Annotated in this window: 17 protein-coding genes; 9 read left to right on the forward strand and 8 right to left on the reverse strand. The window is 62.1% G+C overall.

What is annotated here, in order from left to right; translation table 11 throughout:
• Nucleotides 1-274: 274 nt before the first annotated feature.
• The 4 genes from BLV31_RS04555 to BLV31_RS04570 all read right to left on the reverse strand — a co-directional run bounded on the left by BLV31_RS04555 (nt 275) and on the right by BLV31_RS04570 (nt 6484).
• Nucleotides 275-1522, reverse strand: a complete 1248-nt coding sequence (locus tag BLV31_RS04555; protein WP_039584513.1) for a CaiB/BaiF CoA transferase family protein — start codon at nt 1520-1522, stop codon at nt 275-277.
• Between the two features lie 234 nt (nt 1523-1756).
• Entirely contained in the window at nt 1757-3205 is a 1449-nt protein-coding gene (locus BLV31_RS04560; protein ID WP_039584512.1) for an aldehyde dehydrogenase, read from the reverse strand.
• Nucleotides 3206-3245: 40 nt separating this feature from the next.
• Entirely contained in the window at nt 3246-4886 is a 1641-nt protein-coding gene (locus BLV31_RS04565; protein ID WP_060655096.1) for a flavin-containing monooxygenase, read from the reverse strand.
• 899 nt (nt 4887-5785) lie between these two features.
• Nucleotides 5786-6484 (reverse strand): IclR family transcriptional regulator, encoded by a 699-nt coding sequence (locus BLV31_RS04570; protein ID WP_153008491.1) that lies wholly within the window; start codon nt 6482-6484, stop codon nt 5786-5788.
• A 282-nt stretch (nt 6485-6766) separates the two neighbouring features.
• Here BLV31_RS04570 and BLV31_RS04575 point away from each other — a divergent pair, with 282 nt between their 5' ends.
• Both BLV31_RS04575 and BLV31_RS04580 read left to right on the forward strand, forming a co-directional pair.
• Nucleotides 6767-7918: an acyl-CoA dehydrogenase family protein gene (locus BLV31_RS04575; protein ID WP_064061482.1), complete on the forward strand. Its 1152-nt coding sequence runs from the start codon at nt 6767-6769 to the stop codon at nt 7916-7918.
• A complete protein-coding gene (locus BLV31_RS04580) occupies nt 7918-9012 on the forward strand; it encodes an acyl-CoA dehydrogenase family protein (protein WP_064061483.1) in 1095 nt (364 codons plus the stop codon). Before BLV31_RS04575 ends, BLV31_RS04580 begins: the two co-directional genes overlap by 1 nt.
• A 146-nt stretch (nt 9013-9158) precedes the next feature.
• On the opposite strand, the gene BLV31_RS04585 is transcribed toward BLV31_RS04580, so the two are convergent.
• Nucleotides 9159-10319, reverse strand: a complete 1161-nt coding sequence (locus tag BLV31_RS04585) for an iron-containing alcohol dehydrogenase (protein ID WP_064061484.1) — start codon at nt 10317-10319, stop codon at nt 9159-9161.
• A 10-nt stretch (nt 10320-10329) separates the two neighbouring features.
• Nucleotides 10330-11820, reverse strand: coding sequence for a CoA-acylating methylmalonate-semialdehyde dehydrogenase (locus BLV31_RS04590; RefSeq protein WP_064061485.1), 1491 nt, complete (start codon nt 11818-11820; stop codon nt 10330-10332).
• Between the two features lie 114 nt (nt 11821-11934).
• Between BLV31_RS04590 and BLV31_RS04595 the strand changes: the two genes are divergently transcribed.
• Nucleotides 11935-12849 carry a LysR family transcriptional regulator gene (locus BLV31_RS04595; RefSeq protein WP_064061486.1) on the forward strand — a complete coding sequence of 305 codons (915 nt, stop codon included), beginning with the start codon at nt 11935-11937 and terminating at the stop codon, nt 12847-12849.
• 572 nt (nt 12850-13421) lie between these two features.
• Nucleotides 13422-14555, forward strand: coding sequence for a TetR/AcrR family transcriptional regulator (locus BLV31_RS04600; protein ID WP_072740604.1), 1134 nt, complete (start codon nt 13422-13424; stop codon nt 14553-14555).
• 430 nt (nt 14556-14985) lie between these two features.
• Here the strand turns inward: BLV31_RS04600 and BLV31_RS04605 are convergent, their stop codons facing one another.
• Nucleotides 14986-16629, reverse strand: a complete 1644-nt coding sequence (locus BLV31_RS04605) for a flavin-containing monooxygenase (RefSeq protein ID WP_064061488.1) — start codon at nt 16627-16629, stop codon at nt 14986-14988.
• Between the two features lie 1439 nt (nt 16630-18068).
• Here BLV31_RS04605 and BLV31_RS04610 point away from each other — a divergent pair.
• From BLV31_RS04610 to BLV31_RS04630, 5 genes are all read left to right on the forward strand, one after another.
• Complete coding sequence (locus tag BLV31_RS04610; protein WP_064061489.1) at nt 18069-18842, forward strand: enoyl-CoA hydratase-related protein; 774 nt, start codon at nt 18069-18071, stop codon at nt 18840-18842.
• Nucleotides 18843-18847: 5 nt separating this feature from the next.
• Nucleotides 18848-20008 carry an acyl-CoA dehydrogenase family protein gene (locus BLV31_RS04615; RefSeq protein ID WP_064061490.1) on the forward strand — a complete coding sequence of 387 codons (1161 nt, stop codon included), beginning with the start codon at nt 18848-18850 and terminating at the stop codon, nt 20006-20008.
• The gene (locus BLV31_RS04620; RefSeq protein WP_039585265.1) at nt 20001-21107 is read left to right on the forward strand and encodes an acyl-CoA dehydrogenase family protein; all 1107 of its coding nucleotides are present in this window, start codon (nt 20001-20003) and stop codon (nt 21105-21107) included. Before BLV31_RS04615 ends, BLV31_RS04620 begins: the two co-directional genes overlap by 8 nt.
• Complete coding sequence (locus tag BLV31_RS04625; protein WP_064061491.1) at nt 21107-22729, forward strand: AMP-binding protein; 1623 nt, start codon at nt 21107-21109, stop codon at nt 22727-22729. The genes BLV31_RS04620 and BLV31_RS04625 overlap by 1 nt, the downstream gene beginning before the upstream one ends.
• A gap of 88 nt (nt 22730-22817) precedes the next feature.
• Complete coding sequence (locus BLV31_RS04630) at nt 22818-23681, forward strand: SMP-30/gluconolactonase/LRE family protein (protein WP_039585272.1); 864 nt, start codon at nt 22818-22820, stop codon at nt 23679-23681.
• Between the two features lie 61 nt (nt 23682-23742).
• Here the strand turns inward: BLV31_RS04630 and BLV31_RS24625 are convergent, their stop codons facing one another.
• Entirely contained in the window at nt 23743-24360 is a 618-nt protein-coding gene (locus BLV31_RS24625; RefSeq protein WP_139192934.1) for a hypothetical protein, read from the reverse strand.
• Nucleotides 24361-24481 lie beyond the last annotated feature (121 nt).

Here is a 24481-nt window from a genome sequence, read left to right on the forward strand (position 1 = left end):
GTCACTCCTTGAGTGGGATAAGGGATGTGAAACGGTGCGGATATTCAGGAGAATGCGCACTTTAGAACGCTAGAAGCAGGGATGAGGTCACCAGTGTCCTATTTTGCAACACCTGTTGGTGAACGACGGCGAATATAGAACGGAGAGAACGCGATCGGCGTTGAACGGCCGGACGACGGTGTGGCTTGCATACGGTCGGTGACCTTGCCGGCAGCTGTGTGTGGAACCAGCTCTGCTGGTAGGCATGGCCAAGATCCGCCGTGCAGGTGAGCTGTTACTCGGGCAGTGCCCCGGCGGCGCGCAGCTGCTCGATATCGTCTTCGAGAAGTCCGAGTTCTGTTAGCACAGTATCGGTATCGGCGCCACGGTCGCGCGGCCCGAACCGCACAGCACCGGGGGACCCAGCGAGTTTGACGGGTACGCCGAGACCCCGGTAGCCGTCACACTCGACCACCATCTCGCGGTGACGGACCTGCGGTAGCGAAAGGGCCTCTCCGACATTGTTCACCGACCCCGACGGTACGCCGGCTCGCCGTAGCAGGGCCGCCAAAGCTTCGCGCTGCCAAGTTTTGACGAGGCCGCCGAGGATGTCGCGCAGTTGAGCTGCGTTTGCCATCCGGTCGGAGTTGGTGACGAATCTCGGGTCGTCGGCCAGGTCTGAAGCGTCGAGCGCCACGACCAGAGCGCGGAATTGCCGGTCGTTGCCGGCACCGATGAAGAAGGGGCCATCGGCGCAGGTGAACGTTTCATAGGGACAGATCGTCGGGTGTGCCACGCCCGTCCGCTCCGGCGCGACGCCGGTGGCAAACCACTTGCCGGCGTGTGGGTGCAGGATCGACACAGCGTTGTCGAGTAGTGCCAGATCCACGAGTTGCCCGCGTCCGGTCTTTTGCCGCACGTGAAGTGCCATGAGGATGCCGTTCACAGCGTTGAGACCCGTGATGATGTCGACCAGAGGGATCCCGATCCGCATGGCATCACCGTGGGGCTCACCGTTGATGCTCATCAGCCCCGACAAGGCTTGGAGAATTGCGTCGTAGCCGGGAGCACCACCGAGCGGCCCGTCGACTCCGTACCCGGTGATTCGACAGTGCACGAGTCGCGGGAATTCGGCGGCGAGCACGTCGTCGTCGAGTCCCCACTTCGCAAGGGTGCCCGCCTTGAAGTTTTCGATGACGACATCGGCTTCGGCAAGCATCGTGCGCAGCAGTTGTTGGCCGGCCTCGGTACGCAAATCCACACTGATGTTCCGCTTGTTGCGGTTCAAGCCATCGAAGTAGGCGCTGTGGTCATCCTTGACGAAAGGCGGGCCCCAGCTGCGTGTGTCGTCACCAGTAGGTGGCTCCACCTTGATCACGTCGGCACCGTGGTCGGCGAGCACTTGCGCGCACAGCGGGCCGGCCAGCACCCGCGAAAGATCGACGACCCGGATGTCGGTGAGTGCGCCGGTCCGTGGACGCAGAGTCTCGGATGCGGATTCTCGAGTCTCGGCCGGGAGGATGGCAGATGAGGATTCAGGCATGATTGCTCATTCTGTGCGGTTGGAAGTCGCTGGCCTCCGGAGGGAGGGACAAAGCATGAACGGAGTATTCTCAGCCATCGCTGACCTGCATCGACCGCGGGTAGTTGCCCATAGTCAGCGACGCTGAAGACGACGGGCATGCTCCGTGTAGCTACTCGTTCCTTCCATCGGATGAAGTCTCAGGCTGGACGCACTGTCGGGGGCGATATGGAGGGTCTGCGGGCGTTGCGAAGCCTAGACGTATATCGACTTGTACTCGAGATAGAAGTCCAGGGACTCGGGCCCGAATTCGCGGCCGACTCCGCTGTTCTTCACGCCGCCGAACGGGGAGCCGGTATCGAGGGAGTAGTAGTTCACTCCCACGGTTCCGGATCGAATACGTGACGCGATGTCCAAGCCGTGTTCGGTGTCTTCCGTGAAGACGACTCCTCCCAAACCGAATGGTGTGTCGTTCGCCATGTTGATGGCGTCCTCTTCGGTCTCATAAGGGATGACGGAGATGACAGGTCCGAAAATCTCGTCCTGTGCCAGCGGACTGCGATTATCGACACCCTCGAAGATGGTGGGAGACACGAACCAGCCGCGGGGACATTGCTCAGGGGAGTCGGTTCCGCCGCGGATCGTTCGGAATCCCTCGGACTGCCCGAGGCGGATGTAACTCCTCACCCGCTCCCGATGCTGCTCGCTTACCATGGGGCCCATGGTTACCGACTCGTCGAGTGGGTCTCCCATGACCAAGCCGTCTACGTAGGACGCAAGGACGTCGATGATCTCGCTGGACCTACCGTGGGGAACCAAGATGCGGGAGTTCGTGGTGCATGTCTGTCCCCCGTTCTTGAGCACGGCGTCTTTGAGGCTTCTGGCAAAGACGCCGAGGTCGGCATCGGGGAGCACAATGGCTGCGGATTTTCCTCCGAGCTCCAGGGAGACTCTCTTGAAACTGCGGCCGGCGACCTCGCCGATCGCTTGTCCTGCTGCAGTGGAACCGGTGAAGGCGATCTTGTCGACATCGGGATGGGCTACAAGGGCTTTGCCTGCATGAACGCCGCCGGCAACGATGTTGAGGACGCCAGGTGGTAGACCGGCTTCCTCGGCTGCCTCTGCGAGTACATAGGCATCGAGCGACGTCTCCGGTGCCGGCTTGAGAACTACAGTGCATCCTGCTGCCAGTGCGGGCCCGATCTTGGCCATGGCCAAGAGCTGTGGATAGTTCCAGGCAGTAATTGCGCCCACGACTCCTACGGGTTCTTCTCGCACGATGGTGGAGCCCATGCTGCTGGGTCGGCGGGTCTCGAATGTTCGTGTCTCGATGAGATCTGCCATGGACCGCAGGATCGCTACCGGAGCCGTTGCGCTTGTGCTCACCGACAAGGAGGAGATCATTCCGGTCTGCCGGCTGACGAGCTCTGCAGTCGATCTTCCTCGACGCTCGAGGCTGTCGGCGAAGCGCCGCATCACTGTAGCTCGCTCGTGGGGGGTGCTGCGCCCCCAGGGTCCTTTCTGGAGTGCGGCCCGTGCGGCGTGCACAGCCGCATCGATCTCCTCGGGCCCGCCCATCGCAGCAACACCCAGAGGGCGCTCGGTTGCTGCCTCGAACACCGGTGCCAGATCGGAGGTGCTCGCTTTGCGCCATTGGCCGTCGATGAAGAAACGTTCACGTTCAATGCTGTTGATGACAGGCATTATTCACTTCTTCCGAGGTTGAATCCGATTGAGCGAAACCTCACGATACCCGCAGTCCGTCGGTGTATCCTGCCGCCTTTTCCTTGTGCCAGAAATCCAGGTACATGGGCAGACCGTTCAGATACTGAAGCATCTGGGGCTTCTTGCCGGGGATGTTGCTGCCGTTGTACCAGGACTTTGCATGCTTGAACAGCGCCATGTCATCGGTACCGTTGATGTGATCGGTCCAGGTCTGGTCGGCTTCGGGAGTCGATTCGAACCGGGTAAGGCCCTCCGAACGAAGAAATTCGAGGAACTCGACCATGACCTCACCTTGAAGCTCCGCGTTCGTGGACCCGTTCGCAAAGGCGGCGGGGCTCTGCGGACCGTACACGAACATGGCGTTGGGAAAGCCGGCGGTGAATGCGCCGAGGTATGCGTCGACGCCCTGGCGCCACTTCTCGCCGAGGGTAACGCCAGCGGAGTTGCGGACCTCCATCGAAGTGAGCGCACCGGTATTATTGTTGAATCCGGTTGCAAGTACGATGATGTCGAACTCTCCGTGCTCGATACCATCGGATGTGCGAATTCCGGTTGCCGTGAACCCGGTGATCGGTGACTCCTGGATGGAGACGAGTTCGACGTTCTCCTGGTTCATCACCTCGTAGTAGTTCTGGTGCAGGGCCGGCCGCTTGGCTCCGAACGGATGAGGCGCTACGTCAGGCACCAGCAGGTCGGCCTTCACCGGGTCGAGGATCTGCGGCTTGATCTTGCTCTTCCAGAACTCGTAGACCATCGAGTTGGTTTCTTCGCTGAAGAGGTAATCGGAGAAGTTCCCGAGCCAGAATGCGAATCCGCCCTGATTCCAGAGACGTTCGAACAGTGCGAGACGCTCTTCCTCGGACGTGTCGACGCCATTTCGGGGATCGAACTCGTAGTCGATCGCAGCGAACGTTTCGCGACACTTGACCGCCACATCCGGCATGGTCTCCTTCAGGACCGCCTGCCTCTCCTCGGTGAGGTATTCCTGATGCATGGGCAACGAGAGGTTCGGCGTGCGCTGGAAGACGGTGAGTTTCTCGACGACAGGGCCGGCTTCCTGAACTACTTGGACTGCGCTGGCGCCGGTGCCGATGATGGCAACTCGTTTGCCGGTCATGTCGATGTCGTCTCGCCACCGCGCGGTGTGGACGAGTTCACCTCGATAGGCGTCCATTTCAGGGATGTTCGGGATGTAGGGTTCGGTAGTCGATCCCGTTGCGAACACGACGAAGCGTGCGCGGAAGCTCTCGTCGTTCTGTGAGACGAGGGTCCACATCCGCTCGTCCTCGTCGAACGTCGCGCTGACGACCTTGGTGTTGAAGCGCGAGTCCTTGCTCAGGTCCAGTTTGGAGTCGACGTAGTTGAAGTAACTGCGCATCTCTTCGTGGTCCGGGAACATCTGTGAGAAGTTCCAGTCCTTCCAAAGGTATTCATCGGTGAACTGGTAGACGGGTGCGTGGCTGTCGACGCGTGCGCCTGGGTAGCGGTTGAGGCTCCAGGCCCCACCGAAGCCTCCACTGGCTTCGAGCAGGATTACGGAGAACCCTTTGTCCCGAAGGTGGCGCAGCTGATAGATCCCGCCGAAACCGCCGCCGACCACGATGACGTCGTAATCCTGCGTTTCCGTCGTGGCGTGCTCAGGGAGATGGGTTGATGTCATGGGCCTAGACCTTTCCGAGGCTGACGTGCGGGCAGAGTTCCGGGGCGTTGTGTCTGGCTTTGCTTTCCGAAAGTCAAACGGCCTGTCGGAGTTGCGACCTCGTTGCGTATGGGGTGTGGCATGGGTCACGGAGATGGAATGAATCGACAATAGCGACCCACCAAAAAATCCGCAACTAGAAATAAAAATACGTAAATAAGTAGATAGGCGCTCTGCGGCAAGGTTTGCGCGTCTTCTGAAGGCGAGGGGGGACCATGTCAGGACAAGGGGTGTTTGTTGTCGGCGGGGGAGTTTGACACTCGGGCGCGTGCAGGCCGAGTTGCTTGGTGTCGACGGCACATCGACGAGTGCGGGACCCTCGGTTCCGCCCGATGTCGCGGACGGGTGCTACGGCGACGACGTGGGCGAAGCGAACTCGCTGTTGTGGAGTGCTTGCGCGACGCTCCCCTGCGGCCGGCCGGAGATCAGAAGCAGATCAACGATGTGAATGGTGGCTACAGGGTGCGAGACATGTTCGGGCGCACGTTCCTCCGCTGTGATCGAGGGCGTCTGCCGGACCCTGCCGACCGTTACGGTCTGCGGCGTTCGATCCGGAAGTCGCGCCGCGTGGAGGCGCACCCTCCGATATATCCGGTGGTCGAGCGGTGCACCGGGAATCGATCATCTGTTAGGTGAAGGTCGAGAGATCGAGCAGGCGGGTCCGATCGCGATGTGAGGGTCACGCTCGCTCGAGAGGCGGCGGCCTGGCCGTCGCGTGTTGCTCACGGATGCGGTCGCTTACCGCGAGTGACCGCATCAACCCTGGTCCGTTTCTGTGTCAGGCGGGGTGTGGCGTCGGTCGACACGGTCGTCGAGCCGGGTCGAGCGACTCATCGAGGAATCAGTGTCCGTGTTGCAGGCTAGCGAAAGCCCCACTTGGTGGCGTATCGCAGGCAGATCTCGACGAGTTCGTCCTGCCGTTCGACGATGGTCTCCCGTATCCCGACCACGCCGAGGGTGGCGATGGTCCGGCCGCGTTCTCGGAGGGCGACCGATACCCCGTCTGCATGTTCAACGGCCACACCGGGTGCCACGCATACGCCGGTGTTCTCGAGCTCATCGAGTGAGTGCAGGAAGCGCTCGACGAAGTCGGCATCGGAGGATGGTCGAGAGTTGAGGTACGCCCAGATGTCACGTTGATCGCGATCGGCCAGCAAGAGCCATCCTGCAGAGGTACGCAGGAGAGATCGGCGCACCCGGTTTTCTGCCAGGTATGCGTAATGCGGGTCGGAAGAGACGTGATCGACGTAGAACAGGTCGTCGCCGACAGATGTGGACAGTGTGATGGTCAACCCGGTCTCGGCATGGACCTGCTCGAGCTGATCATGGCTGATCGAGGTGACCGGAGGTCGGCCTGCGATGACGTTGAGAAGATAGGGCGCGGTGCCGAGGGTGTAGATCCGGTCGCGCTCGTCGAGGTAGCCGACGGCGACGAGACCGTTGATCAAGCCCTGGACCGAACTGACGGGCGCGGAGAGTGCCCGTGCGATAGCGGTGAGGGTGAGGCCGTTTTCGGACCGGGCTACGAGTTCGAGGATCGACGCCACCCGATCGACCATGCGGTGCCGGGGACGGCCGGGAACCTTCTCGACCGGCACGGCTCCGGGGGACCCAGGAGTGTCAGCCATTTCGTGAGCCTATCAACAGGGAGAACTCCTCCAACCGATACATAATTACGTAAGATAATGCGCTATTGCGTAGATGTCGAGGACTGGATAGTGTCCATCCGAGATGGGGCCGGCGTTCGCCCCCCCGATCCGACCGGCCGCCGCTTACTCGGCGGCGAAATTCACGCGAGCATGTCGGGCCTCGCCCCAGCCGGAACTTCCTATGGAGGCACTATGAACCCCTCCGTCGCGCCGCCGACGACGGTGACCACTGATGAAATGGATGCTCTACGCGCCGAGGTACGCACCTTTCTCGAGAAGGAGACCGCGGCAGGGACACTGACACCGGGCATCGACACCTGGCTCACCCGGTGGGACGAGGACTTCACCCGCCGCCTCGCCGAGCACGGTTGGGTAGGAATGACCATCCCGACCGAGTACGGCGGGCACGGCCGGACCCATCTCGAGCGTTTCGTTGTCACCGAGGAACTGCTCGCGGTAGGCGCTCCGGTTGCAGCGCAGTGGGTGGCAGACCGCCAGATTGCACCATCGCTGCTGAGATACGGCACCGAAGAGCAGAAGCACAAGTACCTTCCCCGAATTGCTGCGGGTGAGTGCTTCTTCGGCATAGGAATGAGTGAGCCCGACTCAGGATCGGACCTGGCCAGTGTCCGGACCCGCGGCACCCGAGTGGAGGGCGGTTGGACCGTCACCGGCACCAAAGTGTGGACCTCGGGCGCCCACCACGCTGAGGCGTTCATCGTGCTGGCCCGCACGGAACCACTCGACACGGCACACCGCCACGCGGGCCTGAGCCAGTTCATCGTCGACCTCCGTTCCCGAGGCGTGACGATCCGGCCGATCATTTCCCTCTCCGGCGACCACCACTTCAACGAGGTCGTTCTGGACGAGGTATTCGTTCCCGACGCCAGGGTCTTCGGCACGTTGGGCAACGGATGGGAACAGGTCAACTCGGAGCTTTCCTTCGAACGCAGTGGACCCGAGCGTTTCCTTTCGACCTTCCGGCTCCTGGCTGCCGAGATCGGCGCGGTCCGAAAGGGACTGCTGCCCGAGCGCACCGACCTGGGACGTTCTGTGGCCCGGATGGTCGGACTGCACGCACTGAGCCAGAACATCGCCGGAGCCCTTCAACGGGGCGAGAAGGCCGACACCGCCGCCGCCCTGGTCAAACTCCTCGGTACCAGCATGGAAGGCGACCTCGTCGAGTACGTCTCTGATCGGCTGGGTGACGAGACCATGGACGGGCAAGCGGAAATCGAGGCTCTGTGCAGGGCCGGACTACACCAGCGTCCGGGGTTCACACTTCGCGGCGGTACCAACGAAATCCTGCGCGGCGTGATCGCGCGGGGGCTGGGGATGCGCTGATGACCACGACCGCGAGCACAATCGATCTTGCCGTAGACGGGGATCTCCAGGACCTCATGGACGATCTTGTCGCTGGGCACTCGGGGCCGGACATCGAGCCGGATCCGGCCGCTGTGTGGGCCACCTTGGGTGCGGTCGGACTGGCCAGGCTGACCGCACCCGAGGAGACCGGGGGCAGCGGCGCGGGTTGGGTCGAGGCCGCTGCTCTGTTACGCACGACCGCCGCTGGCGGCGTGGCCGTGCCCTTCGCCGAGACCGATCTGTTGGCAGGTCCCTTGAGGCGCGCGGCCGGCCTCGACGACTCGTCGTCGGACACAGCGACCGTCGCCGTCCTGAGGGCGGACGGCCTCGCGCAACGTGTGCCGTGGGCTGGCGCCACCGGGTCCGTTGTCTGCGTGCGTCGGGTCGATGCGGGCTACGAGATCGCGGACGTGCCCACCGATCGGCTGACCGTCGAGGCGGTCGAGGGGATCTCCGAGGTGCCCCTCGGGTCGGTCCGGGTCGACGGTGACGTCACCTGGACACCGGTGGACACCCGTGCCGTCGAGGATTACGTCCTGCGCGGCGCTCTCATCCGTGCGATCCAGTGCGTCGGCGCTATGGAGGGCATGCTGGCTTCGGCGGTTGCACACACCACCGACCGCGCTCAGTTCGGGCGCCCTCTGGCGCGGTTCCAGTCCGTGCAGAATCTCGTGGTCGACACTGCAGCCGAGTCCGTCCTTGCCCGTGCCGCCGTCGACACCGCTCTCGCAGACGCTGTTACCGACGACCTTGCCGGCGACTTCTCGGCCTTTCGTGTCGCGGTGGCCCGCAGTGTGGTCTCACCAGCGCTGGCCGTGGCGGTGCGCAACACTCACCAAGTGCACGGCGCAATCGGCACCACCCATGAGCACACCCTCCACCGGCTCACCCTGCCTGCGTTGCAGTGGCGTTCGGAATTCGGGTCCGCTGCGTTCTGGGAGCGTCAGCTCAGCCGTGCCGCCGTCGACGCCGGTATGGACGGGACCTGGCCGATGATCGTCGAGGGTACGCGGATCACGGGTACAGCTTCTGCCTATCTCGATGCTGTATCCGGACGTTCACGTCCTGACTGAGTGCATGAGTTCATGACGACGGTGACATCGTTGCGGAGCGAGCTCCCCGGCGATGGGGGCGGCTGAGCGGCAGGACCGAAAGGGTCCTGCCGCTCGAGCTCTCACCCTGACTCGTCGGACAGCGCGGGGCGCGGATCGCATCCACGCTAGTCGTAGACCTCGACGTACAGTTCGGCGATTTCGTCGACAGTGGGCACAACCGGGTTGTTGCCCGGCGAACCCGAATCGAGCGCCTGTTGCGCCATCAGTGGGATCAGATCGTTCCAGCGAGCTCGGTCGATACCGTGGTCGCGGGGAGTGGGAACAGCCAGGTCATGACATAGTTCGGCCAGGGAGTCGACGAGGGACTGCGCGGCGATACCGTCACCGGTGGCTTCGGTGGCCACACCGATGGCCCTGGCACAGTCCGCGTACCGTGACTCGGCGCCCTTGACGGAGAATGCGGTGATCGCCGGGAGCAGCATGGCGTTGGACAGCCCGTGCGCGACATGGAAGTGCGCGCCGATGGGTCGGCTCATTCCGTGAACGAGGGCCACGCTTGCGTTCGAGAACGCCATGCCGGCCTGGGTAGCGGCGAGCATCATGGCTTCTCGCGCTTGCTTGTTCTCACCGTCTTCATACGCGGTGCGCAGATTCTGGCCGATGGTGCGCATGGCTGCGAGCGCGAGGCCGTCGGAGACAGGGTTGGCTTTTCGGCTCACATACGCCTCGATCGCATGGGTAAGTGCATCGACTCCGGTATCGGCAGTCAGGCGAGGGGGCATGGACATTGTCAGTTCGAAGTCCACGATTGCTGCGATGGGCAGGAAGGACAGGCCTGGACAGAGCATCTTCTCGTCCGTGACGCTGTCACTGATGATGGTGAACTGCGTAGCCTCCGAGCCGCTGCCGGCGGTGGTCGGGATCGCGACGACGGGAAGCGCTGGTCCGGTGTAGACGTGCGGGACCTTGTAGTCCCGCATCCGGCCCCCGCGGACCCCGAGGACGGCCAGCGCCTTCGCAGTATCCATCGGGCTGCCGCCACCGAAGCCGATCACCGAGTCGGCGTTGTGATCGGCGAGCAGGGCGAGCCCTGTTTCGAGGGAGTCGGTGGTGGGGTCGGGAACGGTGTCGTCGAACAGGGCTGGTGTGATGCGTGCTTCGCGCAGGAGAGTCAAGATCCGTTCGGACGCGCCAGTCGAGGTGAGGAACTTGTCGGTCACCACTACCGGGCGCTGCAATCCGAGTTGACGGATCACGTCCCCGATGTCGTCGACGGTGCCCCCGCCGATTCGCAGGAACCGTGGGAAGGCGATCTGGATACTCATGGTGCCGTCCTTAGTCGTTCTGAGGGAAGCCGAGGTTGATGCCGCCGTGGTTGGGGTCGAGCCAGCGGGTGGTGACGACCTTGCCGCGGGTGAAGAAGTGCACACCTTCGGTGCCGTGGGCGTGTGTGTCACCGAAGAGGGAGTTCTTCCAGCCGCCGAAGCTGTAGTACGCGGTGGGGACGGGGATGGGGACGTTGACGCCGACCATACCGACCTCGACTTCGTTCTGGAAGCGGCGGGCTGCGCCGCCGTCGTTGGTGAAGATGGCGGTGCCGTTGCCGTAGGGGTTCGAGTTGATCAATTCGAGGGCTTCGTCATAGGTCTCGACCCGTACGACGGACAGGACGGGGCCGAAGATCTCGTCGGTGTAGACGCTCATATCGGTGGTGACGTGATCCAGAAGGGTCGGTCCGAGCCAGAATCCGTCGCTTCCGCCATCGGCCTGCACGGACCGGCCGTCGACTACGACGGTGGCGCCGGCAGCTTCGCCGGCGTCGATATAGGAAGACACTTTGTCACGATGTGCTTTGCTCACCAATGGACCCATATCCGAGTCCTTTGTGCCGTCGCCGGTTTTCAGGCTCAGGGTGCGATCCTTGATCTTTGCAACCAGCTCATCGGCGATGTCCCCGACCGCGACCAGTGCGGAGATCGCCATGCAGCGCTCACCGGCGGAGCCGAAGCCCGCGTTCACCATCGCGTCGGCGGCCAGATCGAGGTCGGCGTCCGGCAGAACAACGGCGTGGTTCTTCGCGCCGCCGAGTGCCTGGACGCGCTTGCTGTGGGCGGTTGCGGTTTCGTAGACGTACTTCGCGATGGGGGTCGACCCGACGAAGGAGATGGCCTTGATCGCCGGATTGGTGAGTAGTTCGTCGACGGCTGTCTTGTCACCCTGCAGGACGTTGAACACGCCGGCAGGCAGGCCCGCCTCGGACCACAGTTCGGCGATCCACAGCGCTGCCGTGGGAACCTTTTCCGACGGCTTGAGGACCACGGTGTTCCCGGCGGCAATCGCGATGGGGAAGAACCACATCGGAACCATGGCGGGAAAGTTGAACGGGGAGATGATGCCGACCGGCCCGATGGGCTGGCGGATCGACGCCATGTCGACCTTGGTCGACGCGTTCTCGGTCATCCCACCCTTGAGAAGGTGGGCGATGCCGCAGGCAAATTCGACGACCTCCTGGCCGCGGGAGACCTCACCGAGCGCGTCGGAGAGCACCTTGCCGTGCTCGGAGGTGATGATCGCAGCCAATTCCTGCTTGCGGGCGTTGAGCAGTTCACGGAATGCGAACAGAATCTGTGTGCGCTTGGCGATCGAGGTATCTCGCCATGCGGGGAACGCCGCCGCGGCTGCCTCGATCACCGTGCGGGCGTCGTCTGTGCTCGCAAGTGCAACTTCTGCAGTCACTGCGCCGGTGGCGGGGTTGGTGACCGGGGCCGATGTGCCGTTGGTGCCGGTGAAGGGCTTGTTGTCCAACCAGTGTGGGATGACGGTCATGGTTATGTGCTCCTGTGACTCTGTGGTTTTCTCGAGTCTGTCGGTGCATATGTGCCGCGGTCAACGAGTATCTTCGCAGTGAGAACTGCAATTTTGCAGCAGCGAGGGAGTGGGATGTTCACCGCCGATAACATGCGTTTTCTGCTGGAGTTGTCACGGACCGGGCGGATCGCGGACGCGGCCAAACGTCTGGACGTCGATCAGACCACGGTGTCGCGCAGGATCACCCGACTCGAAAAAGACATGGGAGCGCGACTGTTCGACCGGGGATCGTCGGGATGGCAACTGACCGAGGCCGGCCGGCGTCTGGTGCCGTACGCAGAAGCGGTCGAATCGACTCTGTTGGCTGCACTCGACGCGACATCGTCCGCTGGATCCGGCAGTCTTCACGGCACTGTCCGGATTCTCACCCCGGACGGCTTCGGCGCCTATGTGTTGGTTCCGGGACTGGGCATGGTGCGCGACAGACACCCTGACCTGTTCACCGAGCTGCGTACGTCGACCACACACGATCTGGTGACCGGTCGCGACTTCGACCTCGCAGTCACTCTCGAACGGCCGTCACCACGATCGGTGTCCGTCAGCAAGCTGGCCAACTACGACCTGCGTCTTTATGCATCACGTCGCTACCTCGACACGCACAGTGCCATCGAGGCCCTCGACGACCTCGAGTACCACACGTTGGTGTGGTACGTGAACGCCATCTTGGACGTCGAGCCGCTACGTCGACTCGAGCGTCTCCTGCCCAAAGATCGCGCGCATGTCCAGACGAACAACATCACCGGCCACTATCAGGCTGTCAGGTACGGGGTGGGTATCGCGCCGCTCCCGACCTACATCGGTAATGCCGATCCCGATCTCGTGCCCGTACTCCCGGACAAGTTCGTGGCCGAGAGAACCTATTGGTTGGTTGTTCCGCGAGAACTGGCTCGCCTGGCACGGGTGCAGGCCGTCATCGAGGTTCTTCTCGACATCGTCAGCGAGAATCCGGATCTGAGGGCGCCGGGTCAGGGCGGTGATTCACGCTGATTCGCGTGCCGCTCGGATGGCTGTGGCGGTGGAAGGACGCCTCCGGCATCTTGTCTGTCTCGGGAACGGACAGACCATGACGGTGTGGGAATGCCGAGCAGCTCTTCACTTTTCAGCCTTCGGTCTTCGGACGTCCATTCGGACGATCCTATCGACCGATAGGATAGTAAGTCAATGGTCCATAACTGTCAGTGGTCGTCACCAGATGGTGGTTTGACCTCTCATCTGAGATAAACAACCTGCATGATATGTGCTTGCGGGTGGTTCATGTCGGGTCGCAGGCGCAAATTAGGTAACCTGAGGTAACAACTTGTCGTGGTCGGTGTGTGGCTGCGAAGTGTCTCCGGAAGATTGGAGGAGGTCTGTGCTCGTTCAACCGGAGCGACGTAGCAGTCTCGCACGACCCGACGGGGGAGCGCCCTGGCTGGGGCGTAGTTGGACCGACATGCTCAACAGCGACGCGACGTGTCTACCGGAGGCGAGGTCCGGAGCTGAGCCCGTCATGAACGGAGAGACCCATGGGGGCTGAAGCCCGAGTTGCACCGACGTCACGTCGGCCGAAGGACCGCAATGTGCAGATTGCGAACAATGCACGTGAGCTGTTCGCACTCAGGGGCTTTCACGCCGTTCGCGTAGACCATATCGCCGAGGCGAGTGGAGTCACCGCGCGTGCGGTGTATCGGCACTACAAGAACAAGCAGGAACTCCTCGCCCGCATCATCGATGAGGATCAACAGCGTTGGATCGACGCTCTGGATTCGATCTCAGAGGTCGAGTCGGATGAGGAGCTGGCCCGGCATCTCGACTACCTGGCGCGTGTCGGTATCGAAAGTCGCCGGCTGTCGGTGCTGTGGCAGCGTGAAGCACGCCATCTCGACGAGGATGATTTCCGAACCGTACGAAGCAGGGCAGTGTGGATCTCGGACAACGTTGCCGGTCGACTGATCCGTCCGTGCCACCCCGGCCTCGGCGCGTTCGCAACCGATGTTCGCAGTTGGGCGGTTGTCAGCGTCTTGACCAGCCCGGCGTTCTACGACAGCGCGCTTTCGCGGTCTCGTCTCGCTACCGTGATGGCAACGGCATGCGAACGGATCATCGCTGCGCCGACAGTCGAGCCTGTGCGTCGCCGGCAGACGCCGACTGTCGAGAACGTGCCGATGGCGCGGCGCGAGCAGTTGCTTGCGGCCGCGGCGGCAGCCTTTCGTCGCAGTGGATATGCCGGCGTCAGCATCGACGATATCGGAGCGGATGTCGGGTTCGCCGGTCCGGCGATCTACCGGTATTTCAAGACCAAGTCGAGCATCCTCGTCGCATTGATGGAGCGATTCGCCGAGTGGCGAGCATTGGAGGTCGTTCGAGCGCTGCGCACCTCCATTGATCCGGCCGAAGTGTTGTCCGCGTTGATTTCCGGGTACGTGCGTCTCGGAATCGAGGCCGTGGATCTCCTCGCCGTGGCACTGACCGAAGGGCATTACCTTCCAGACGAGGATCGTGAGCGCTTCGAGCGGATCAATGACGATTTTGTCTCCGAGCTGCGCCGGTGGTACTCCTCGGTCCGGCCGGATGTCGACCCGGCGGCCGCGCAGTCGCTCGTGAGCATCGCGGTCACCGTGGTGCACGACTTGGTTCGGATTCCCCATTTCCTCCGCTCCCCGGACTTCGAATCCGAGCTCGATCGGGTAGTGCATGCCCTGTTTGCAGACTGATGTCGACCGGCGTGCTGGGACGCGTGGGTCAGGCACGCCTCTGCCTTCCGATCTGTAGGTCGGTTTTCGAACCGGACCCTTCTCCCGCTCTCGACCGGTCGGAGCACCGGAGTTGGAGACGACCGCCTGGTGGACCGTACGTGACAGATCGGCGTCGACGTCGTCCATATTGGTGCGTTCGGACCTGAGGGCGTAGTCGACGTCGGGCGGATGCCGGCCAGGTCCCGACCGTGTCGTTCGGATCGAAGGACCTGCCGAGGTTCCGAAAACTGCTCGAGCGCAGTGTTCATCGCCGTGAGCGAGTATTCGGTGACCTCGGGCTCGAACGTCGAGCTCACACAGTGGAGCGGCGCATCCATCTACTTCAACAGTGACGGCACGGGTGCTGGGGTTGTCCGACCCCAGCACCCGTGCCGTCACATCACTGTGTTCAGGTGCGGACGAAGCCGGCGTAATCGTTTTCTGCCGACTCCTGGTTCTTCTTCAGGTACTGGGCCAGACCACCGGGGTAGGCCAGCAGTTCACGCTTCTTCCCGGGCACATTGGCATTCATGTACCAGGAGTCCGCGAGCGGGAAGATCGTGGCGGCGGTGACTTCCTCGAAGTGCTGCTGCCACTCCTTCTCGCCCTCCGGCGTCGCTTCGATCCGGGTCAGGCCCCGCTCACGCATACTGACCAGGCAGTCGATCACCCAGTCTCCTTCGAGCTCTGCACAGGTCGGTCCGTTGCAGAAGGCCGACGGGCTCTGCGGTCCGTAGACGAAGAGGATGTTCGGAAAACCCGAGGTGGCACGACCGAGGAGGGTGTGAACACCGTTCGCGTAGGTCTCGCCGAAGGTCTCACCGTTCGTGCCTACGATGTCGATGTCGCAGAGGCCACCGGTGAACGAGTCGAATCCGGTCGCCAGGACGATGACGTCGAATTCGCGCTCGACACCATCAGCGGTGACGATGCCGTTCTCGTAGATGTGATCGATGCGGTTGTCGTTGACGTCCACGAGTTCGACGTTGTCTTGGTTGAAGGCTTCGTAGTAGGTGTATTCCAGCGGGCATCGCTTGGAGCCGAAGGGATACGGAGGCTCGGTCGGAACCAACTTCTCGGCGAGGACGGGATCCTTGATCCGGCCGCGGGTCTTGTCGCGCCAGAAACGGTAGATTCGGTTACTGACCTCGACGTCGAAGAACAGATCGGCGTAACCGCCCAGCCAGATCTGTAGGCCTCCTTCGGCGTACAGCTTCTCGAGTCCTTCGGTGAACTCCTCGTCGGTCATCTCGGCTGTCGGTTTGTAGACCAGGTCGTAGGCGAGACCACCGAACGTCTGGTTGCGGAACTCGAAGAACTTCGGGTAGCTCTTGCGTAGCTCCTCGTTCGCGGCATGATCGAGCTTGGCCGAATACATCGGTAGCGTCATCGACGGCGTGCGTTGGAAGACCGTCATCGACTCCACCTGAGGGGCGATCGATTGGATGACCTGTACACCGCTGGCGCCGGTGCCGATCACCGCGACGCGCTTGCCGCGCATATCGTAGCCCGTGGGCCACTCGGCGGTGTGGAAGATGTCGCCCTCGAAGGTGTCGCGCCCCGCGATGTTCGGGATGAGCTTCTTGGAACCCGTACCGAGCATCGGAAGGAAGAACCGTGCCCGGGTCAGAAAGGTCTCACCGCTATTCTCGTTGCGGGACTCGACAACCCACTGATCGCGACTGGTGTCGAATCGGGCTGCGAGCACGCGAGTGCTGTAGTGGATCTCCGGACCGAGTTCGAGCTTGTCGACCACGAAGCGGAAGTACTCCTGCAGTTCCTCCTGACCGGGGAACATCTCCGACCAGTCCCACTCCTTCCAGATGCGCTCGTCGGAAAACTGGTACGCCGTGGCCTCGGTATCGACCCGGGCGCCGGGGTACTGATTCCAGTGCCAGACACCGCCGGCCTCGGAGCCTGCTTCGTACAGCTTCACCGTGAACCCCAACGCGCGCAGGCGTTCGAGCGCGTAGACGCCGGCGAACCCGCCGCCGACTACCAGCACGTCGAGCTCCTCGGTTACGGGACGAGTGTCCTCGAGTAGGGAGACCATTGTGTATTCCTTTCGCACCTTGGATCTGAAGCCTCGGGCTGTTCGATTCATCTGATCGATCGCAGCTCTGGACAAAGTCGATGTCGGACGCCGCAGCGGGCACCCTTCGATGTCCCGAGTTCACGAATGTCATCGAGCGCTAACGCGCACTCTCCGAATGGGACGATGGTGCCCCCGTCGTCAAAATATGTCAAGAATCACTAATTCGTGTTCGCGATGATCTGGTACCCGCGCCTTCCCGACGCGTCCATGCGACTGTAGTGAATGTAGGTGTTCTGCACGGTCGTTGGTCACGGTGGTCGGGGAGCCGCCGGCCTCGGGCTCGAAGTATGGACGGTGCAGCGTTTCGCTAATGGTAACCATCGCTAACTTAATTGAGCTCATAGGCGGCTCGGGGATCTCGAGGTGGCGACCGGTGCCCACCGGGATGGCCCGAGACCCGCATACGGTGTGCCGAGTCGACCCGTAATGGTGCCGGGTGGAATGCGTCGACCGGCCCCGAACTTCTTCGCACCCGCCGCGTATCGCGGATGCGTCAAGGGTTGGTCTCCCACCGACCGGCCTCATCGAGACCTTACATAGCCTCCCAATATCGTTCGGAGCGCATGGAAGCTGATCGGTTCGCAGCGTCCGACAAGTGATTCTTGGTTCACGACGAGGCGCCCGAAATCTCGACGGGTCGAGGACGACGGTCTCGTGGGCGTGCGGAGAACCGGATCGTCCAGGCTGCCGCGTAAAGACCGCCAGCGTCGATCTCAGGACACGCCTCTCCCCGATGCTGACCGTGTGCCGTTGCGTGAGCGGTGAGCGGCCTACTTCTCGGGATCGAGGAGAGGGGTTCGAGTCGGTTTAGGAGATCTTCTTAGCATTTGATGACTTGTTGTCACCGGTGGGGGGAGTTTCTTCGCGAATCATCGTTGCTAGGGGAGAAGTCCTCGACGATTGTTGGGCGCCGCTGGGGCTTTACCGGCCGCTCGGGATGTCTGCGTCGACGTATGTGGATCCATTGCGTGGTACTAGGACAGGGGCCTGAAGTTAGTATCCCTTGACATCGTGCTGTGACGTGCATGACGCTGTGTGGGGAAGTTGTGGTGGTGAAGCGGGTCGGTCGAGCAAGGAGCGGCCGACCCGGCCGGGGGCTGCATGTATTGCCGCGCTGCCTACTGTGCCGCACTGCGGCTTCGTAGTGCGTATTGCGACTTGTGGACGAAAGGTGGTGCACGAGCGGGCATTCCGATCCGGAGCGAGATGCGCGGCTACGCAGACTGCATCTGTGCTCCGCGCGGGGTGAGAAATTAGTAGCCGTTGACAAAATGCGGATAAGGTCCCTAATGTGCTCTCATCTCACGAGACAAGCATCCGACTAGAGATTAGCATTCATAGACTTAATGTCGGACGCTGCAGGCTTGCTCACGGTGTTCAGAACAGGATGGACCAGCATGGAAACGTTCGAGTTTATCGAGTTCGAGGAGTCCGGAGCGACTGCGACGGTCTGGCTCAACCGCCCGCCGGCCAACGCAGTCAGCCAGGACATGTACGTCGAACTGAAGCAGTTCTTCGACAATGTCGACAAGTACCTTCCCGACGCGCGTGTCGTCGTCGTCGCAGGCCGCGGCAAGCATTTCTGCGGTGGCAACGACCTGGAAGAATTCAAGACCCTGTCGCCGGAGAACTCGCCCGCACGCATGAAACAGGTACGCGAGGCCTTTTTCTCGATCCGGGACAGTGCGAAGCCGACGGTGGCAGCGGTGCAGGGTGCGGCTGTCGGTACGGGCCTGTGCATTGCAGCCTCGTGTGACCTGGTCGTAGCTGCGGAGAACGCGCGATTTTCATTGCCGGAAGTGAACGTGGGGGTTATGGGTGGCGCCAAGCATCTCTCGCGTCTCGTCCCACAAGGCATGGTCCGCTTGATGCATCTGAGCGGTGACATGGTGCCGGCCGCAGACATTTACAAGTTCGGTGGGATCGTCGAGGTCGTCTCGAACGACGAGCTGATGACTCGTGCCCAGGCTCTCGCCGATTCACTTGCCCGGCACAGCCCGGCCGCACTGCGCTTCGCGAAGCTGAGTATGAACACCATCGAGTACATGGACCTCGAGTCCGGCTACGAGTACGAGCAGTCGCTCACCGGTGAACTGTCCGGTTACGAGGACTCCAAGGAAGCAGTCAACGCCTTCCTCGAAGGTCGTACTCCCCACTACACGGGCAGGTGACCTAGATGACGACGGATCTGGCCGAGTATCGGTCCGGGGTCCGCGCGTGGCTGGCCGACGCGGACATTCCCACCGTTCCCCTCGATCTCGACGAGCGATTCGATGTTCTGCGCGACTGGCAGCAAGTGCTGTTCGAAGCCGGAGGGTTGGGCATCAGCTGGAGCAAGGAGGCCGGTGGCCAAGGGCTGTCCCATCTGCACCAACTGGCGTTCGCTGAAGAATTGGCCTATGCCCGGGCGCCGATGCCTATCGGTCTGATCGGCCTCGACGTCGTCGGACCATCGATCGACGAGTTCGGCCAGCAGTGGCAGAGAGAAGAACTCCTACCGAAGCTGCTCTCCGGTGAGCACATCTGGTGCCAGGGCTTCTCCGAACCCGGGGCCGGATCGGACCTTGCCTCGCTGCGCACCCGGGCCGTGCTCGACGGTGACGAGTTCGTCATCTCCGGCCAGAAGGTATGGACCAGCTGGGCGCACAAGGCACAATGGTGTGCGCTGCTCGTTCGTACCGACCCTGCGGCACACAAGCACGCCGGAATCAGCTACCTGCTGGTGGATATGTCCACGCCGGGAATCACGCCGAAGCCACTGGAGCAGATGACGGGCGACCGCGAATTCTGTGAGGTCTTCTTCGACGAAGTGCGCGTTCCGCGGCGGAATCTTGTCGGAGAGCTCAACGGCGGTTGGGCTGTTGCGACGCACACTCTCGGTATCGAGCGTGCTGCCTACACGTTGCGCCGGCGAGTCGATTACGAAGTCGCGTTCGAAGACGCCGTCGCTGCGCTTCGAGATCATGGGCTTCCCGCGCCGGAAACCGGGCTCGGACGCCGTGTACGCATAGCGATCGGCAAGGCGCACGTTGCATTGAAAGTCCTGAGCGCGCAAACGCAGAAAACGGTCGCGCGACTCGCTGCGGGACAGGTCCCGACTCCGGAGGATTCCGTCGATAAGCTTCTGCTCAACGAGGTCGAGCAGATAGTTTTCGGGGAGATCGCCGAGCTTCTCGGTCCATACCGGGCCGTCGAGGAAAGTCGGCCGTTGGGGCTGGCATCAGATCGGTGGGCACATGACCACCTCTATTCGCGGGCGACCTCCATCTATGGCGGCACCTCTCAGATTCAGCGAAATATCATCTCGGAACGACTGCTAGGACTCCCTCGTGGCTGACGACACCACTACTGCAGAACTGGCCAACAGCCTGGAAGACTTCCTCGCACGCAGTTACGATTCCGCCACCCGACGCGCAGTGCTCTCGGAGAGGAGGGTCACCGAGCTCGGTGGTGTTCTCGGCGAGATGGGAGTGTTCGCTACCTCTGTACCCGAGGTGTTCGGCGGGCTGGGGCTTCCGATGGCGTCGCTCGGACCGTTGTTCACCCTGTACGGCAGGTACCTGGTACCGGGGCCATTGCTGGAGAACTCGCTACTTCCGGCTGTTCTGGCCGCTGATGCACCGGAGACCGCCCGCGCAGCGTTCAAGGCAGCGATGAGCGGTGACGGACAGTTGGCCCTCGTCGATCCGCACGCCACCGGAGACTGGGACGGCGGATCGATCACCGTCCGCAACGGCAGACTCTTCGGACGCTGTCACCTCGTTCGGTTCGGTGGTGATGCGACGCAGCTGGTCGTCGTTTCGGATGATCAGCAGTTATGGCTCGTCGATCCCCATGCGGGAGGCCTCGAGATGATCCAGGCCGATGCCAACGCAGATCCGCTCTCGTCTTTCGCTTCGGTTGGTCTGGACGACGTCGCCGGCACGCCGCTCGCTGATCCGTCTGCAGCGCCGAGGCTGATCGAAGAGATCCGTTCGTGGGTCAGAACGCTCGTCGCATGTGAGTTGAGTGGAATCGCCGCCCATTGCTTACGCACCACAATCGATTATGCGAAGGAGCGTGAGCAATTCGGTCGCCCGATCGGGTCTTACCAGGCGATCAAGCACATCATCGCCGATATGCATGTACATGCCGCCTCGGTCCGGAATCTCTGCGATTCCGTACTCGCGGACTTGGTGAACAGCGAGGCGCCGACAGCGGTCGACGCAGCTGTGCTGAAGGCGCACGCTTCCAAGGTGGCCGTCGAGGTCTGCCAGGACGCGATCCAGGTGCACGGTGGAATCGGATTCACCGCCGAGGTCGATCTGCACTGGTTCTACAAACGAGCGCTCGCCCTACGGCCCTGGTACGGCGATACCCGGGCATTGGAAGAGATGGTCGGTGCGGCAGCATTGGCGCAGACCACAGAACACGCAAGCACGGCGAAGGCGGTCTGATGATCCCACGAGGTGGAAATGTCGCTCCCACTCGCGACTACGTGGCGTCCGGGGATTGGGACGGCGCCTTCATCGACGACTATCTGGCGACCGCAGCCGCCGCGGTACCGGACCGGATGGCACTCGCCGAGCCAACCCGATCGTTGACCTTCGCCGAGTTCGACGCAGCAGTGAATGCGTTGGCAAGCGCCTTGCAAGCGCATGGCATTGCGCCTGGCGATGTCGTCTCGTGGCAGTTACCGAACTGGATCGAAGCGTGCGTGGTCCATCTGGCTGCCATACGTATCGGTGCTGTGAGCAACCCGATCATCCCGATCTACCGGCATACCGAGACCGCGTTCATTCTGCGACAGTCTGCTTCGAGAATCGTCTTTGTCCCGTCGGTCTTCCGGAACTTCGACTACGCGGCGATGGCCTGCGAGATCGCTCGTGAACTGGACGAACCACCTACCGTCGTAGTAGTCGGTGAGGGGAGCCCAGCCGGCGGCATTCGGTACGACGCCTTCGTCGACGGTGCGGAAAAGCTGAACCGTGTCGACCGCTCACCGGACGATGTGGTGCTACTGCTGTACACCTCGGGAACCACATCCGATCCCAAGGGCGCGATGCACAGCCACAACACTCTCAACTACGAGAACCGCAGCATCGCCGACCTTCTCGAACTGAGCGAATCCGATGTGATCTTCATGCCGTCGCCGGTCGGACACATCACCGGAATCCTGTACGGGATCCAGCTACCACCGATGCTGCGCAGCGGCGTGGCACTGCTCGATGTCTGGAGTCCGCAGGCGGGCATGCGTCTGATCGACGAGTACCGCTGCACCACGACGGTCGCTGCGACTCCGTTCCTGCACGGGATCGTCCACGACCCGTCCGGCTCGTCACATGACCTCTCCTCGATGAGGAACTTCCTTTGTGGTGGCGCCGATGTTCCCCCTGACCTGGTCATCGAGGCCACCGACACCCTTGATGCACTGGTTGCGCGTGTCTACGGATCGACGGAGTTTCCGACGGCATCGGCCGGCAAGCGCAACGATCCCTTGACCAAACGAGCAACGACAGATGGCCGAGCAATCAAGTCTGCGGAGATCCGAATTGTCGACGACGACATGCAGGACGTGACCCCAGGGATTCCCGGCGAGATTCTGCTGCGCGGGCCGGAGATGTTCCTCGGATATCTCGACAACCGGCTCAACGACAGTGCGTTCACCGCGGACGGTTGGTTCCGCAGCGGTGACCTCGGACGTCTCGACACCGAGGGCTACCTCGAGATCGTCGGCCGCAAGAAGGACATCATCATCCGCGGCGGCGAGAATCTCAGTGCCAAAGAGGTAGAGGACCACCTATTCGCCCATCCGATGATTGCCGACGTCGCGGTCGTCGGATCGCCGGATCCCGTCCTCGGAGAACGAGTCTGCGCGATCGTTGTACCGGAGGCCGAAGTCGACATCGAGCTCGAGCATCTCACCGGATGGTTGATCGAACGCAACATCGCACGGCAGAAGCTCCCGGAAAGCCTGATCGTCGTCGACGAGTTGCCGCGGACGGCAAGCGGGAAGATCCAGAAGTTCAAATTGCGGGAGCTCGCGGCGGACCGCGCCAAAGGCACAGTCCACCGTTGAGTGGACCCGACACACCGGACACAAGCACCCTTCATTCCTCGAGCAATGACCATCGCCGCGAATCCCTCGCGGCGGGATGGAGAACATCATGAGAGAGCACCGCTCGGCCGTTTTCTCGACCGGTCACCAGTTCCTCGAAGGTCTTCGTTGGCACCATGGCAAGCTCTGGGCCAGTGATTTCTTCAGCAAGACGGTGAAGACGTTCAACGCCGACGGTTCGTACACGGACGTCGCCGAGGTCGAAGGCTCGCCATCGGGACTCGGCTTCCTGGATGACGGTTCGGTCCTCGTCGTGTCACAGATGGATCGAACCGTCGTGCGGATCGAGCCTGACGGTACACAGTCGGTGCACGCTGACTTCAGCCAGTACGCCGGCGGCATCGGCAACGACATGATCGTCACAGGCAAAGGTGATGGGTACGTCGGAAACTTCGGTTTCGCTCTCGGGGAGGAAGACCCGAAGACAACACGCTTGGTCCATGTGTCTGCAGACGGCTCCGTCAACCCCGTCGGTGGTGAAGTTCTGTTCCCGAACGGCATGGCGATCACCCCGGACAGAGTTCTTCTCACCGCCCAGACATGGCGGCACTGCATCACGGCGTTCGACATCCAGGAAGACGGAAGCCTGGTCAACGAACGAATCTGGGCCCAGCTCGACGATTCCGTTCACCCGGATGGCATCGCACTCGACGCTGACGGCGGTGTGTGGTTCGGCAACGCGTTGACCCTCGAGTCGGACAGTGGCTTCTACCGAGTTGTCGAGGGAGGAGAGATCACCGACAGGGTTGCGATCGAAGGGGCCTGGTCGGTCACCTGTGCATTCGGCGGTGACGATCTCCGCACCCTGTACATGGCGTGCAATGTGACCACGCTCGAGGAGTTTCACGACGGCAAGTCGACTTCGGTAGTCGCGACTGCGAACGTCGGTTACAAGGGCAGCCCGGCAATGTGAGTAGGACTGCCGCAGAAGTATCGGGTCCAAGGGCTGATCTCGGCCGAGTCGACCCCGGTGCTTATGCGGGATTCGGGCGCACTGCAGGTGGGATACGCGCGAGGAGGGAAATCAGGTCGGTCTGACAGGCGTACCCGAAATAGGTGTTCAGTATCGTGGAGAACCCGAGTGCATCGGGCACGTCATAGGCTGGAAGTTCGGCCTCGATCGTGGCGACACAGCGATCGTAGGCTTTCCTGATCGCCGGCGAAGAAGTGGCAACCTGAATGTGTTCACGCGCCGGTGATGTCAACAAGTCCCCATTGAAAAGGTCGATACAGATCGGTTCGGTGACTTCAGCATCAGGGTTCATAGGCACACACGTGAATATCCGACCACCGCGGGACCTCACCTCGCGCCATGCTGCGGTTTCGGCACTGTCGACCCGATCGAGCCACTCGAGGTGACGTTCGGCGAACTCGACAAACCCTGCAGCATCGAACTCCGACTCTCGCCGAATATTCGAATTCGACTCAGCTTCTCCCGGATTGATGTTGGACGCAATTGCGCGCGGGTCCGCGGCGTCCGTCCTGCTCCGCTGGGACGCCGCCGTATGGACAGGTGCGGTGTCGAAACCGGACTCAGGTTGAGAACGACAAACCGAAGGCATTACCCCGAGGTTCGGACCGGACAAGGTCATCGTGCATCTACTCCTTCACTACGACCCCTGTCATATGATCGTGTGGACGACCTCCTGTCGTTACTGACTCAGCGCCATCTCCGGCAACGGGACGGCGAGCTCGGATCACTCTGTGTTCGAT

This window comes from Rhodococcus pyridinivorans (assembly GCF_900105195.1).
Classification (GTDB): Bacteria; Actinomycetota; Actinomycetes; order Mycobacteriales; family Mycobacteriaceae; genus Rhodococcus; species Rhodococcus pyridinivorans.

Coding starts and splice junctions, on each gene's coding strand:
- BLV31_RS04555 (WP_039584513.1), bottom strand. CDS start 1,522: ATGCCTGAATCCTCATCTGCCATCCTCCCGGCCGAGACTCGAGAATCC.
- BLV31_RS04560 (WP_039584512.1), bottom strand. CDS start 3,205: ATGCCTGTCATCAACAGCATTGAACGTGAACGTTTCTTCATCGACGGC.
- BLV31_RS04565 (WP_060655096.1), bottom strand. CDS start 4,886: ATGACATCAACCCATCTCCCTGAGCACGCCACGACGGAAACGCAGGAT.
- BLV31_RS04570 (WP_153008491.1), bottom strand. CDS start 6,484: ATGGTCGATCGGGTGGCGTCGATCCTCGAACTCGTAGCCCGGTCCGAA.
- BLV31_RS04575 (WP_064061482.1), top strand. CDS start 6,767: ATGAACCCCTCCGTCGCGCCGCCGACGACGGTGACCACTGATGAAATG.
- BLV31_RS04580 (WP_064061483.1), top strand. CDS start 7,918: ATGACCACGACCGCGAGCACAATCGATCTTGCCGTAGACGGGGATCTC.
- BLV31_RS04585 (WP_064061484.1), bottom strand. CDS start 10,319: ATGAGTATCCAGATCGCCTTCCCACGGTTCCTGCGAATCGGCGGGGGC.
- BLV31_RS04590 (WP_064061485.1), bottom strand. CDS start 11,820: ATGACCGTCATCCCACACTGGTTGGACAACAAGCCCTTCACCGGCACC.
- BLV31_RS04595 (WP_064061486.1), top strand. CDS start 11,935: ATGTTCACCGCCGATAACATGCGTTTTCTGCTGGAGTTGTCACGGACC.
- BLV31_RS04605 (WP_064061488.1), bottom strand. CDS start 16,629: ATGGTCTCCCTACTCGAGGACACTCGTCCCGTAACCGAGGAGCTCGAC.
- BLV31_RS04610 (WP_064061489.1), top strand. CDS start 18,069: ATGGAAACGTTCGAGTTTATCGAGTTCGAGGAGTCCGGAGCGACTGCG.
- BLV31_RS04615 (WP_064061490.1), top strand. CDS start 18,848: ATGACGACGGATCTGGCCGAGTATCGGTCCGGGGTCCGCGCGTGGCTG.
- BLV31_RS04625 (WP_064061491.1), top strand. CDS start 21,107: ATGATCCCACGAGGTGGAAATGTCGCTCCCACTCGCGACTACGTGGCG.
- BLV31_RS04630 (WP_039585272.1), top strand. CDS start 22,818: ATGAGAGAGCACCGCTCGGCCGTTTTCTCGACCGGTCACCAGTTCCTC.
- BLV31_RS24625 (WP_139192934.1), bottom strand. CDS start 24,360: ATGACCTTGTCCGGTCCGAACCTCGGGGTAATGCCTTCGGTTTGTCGT.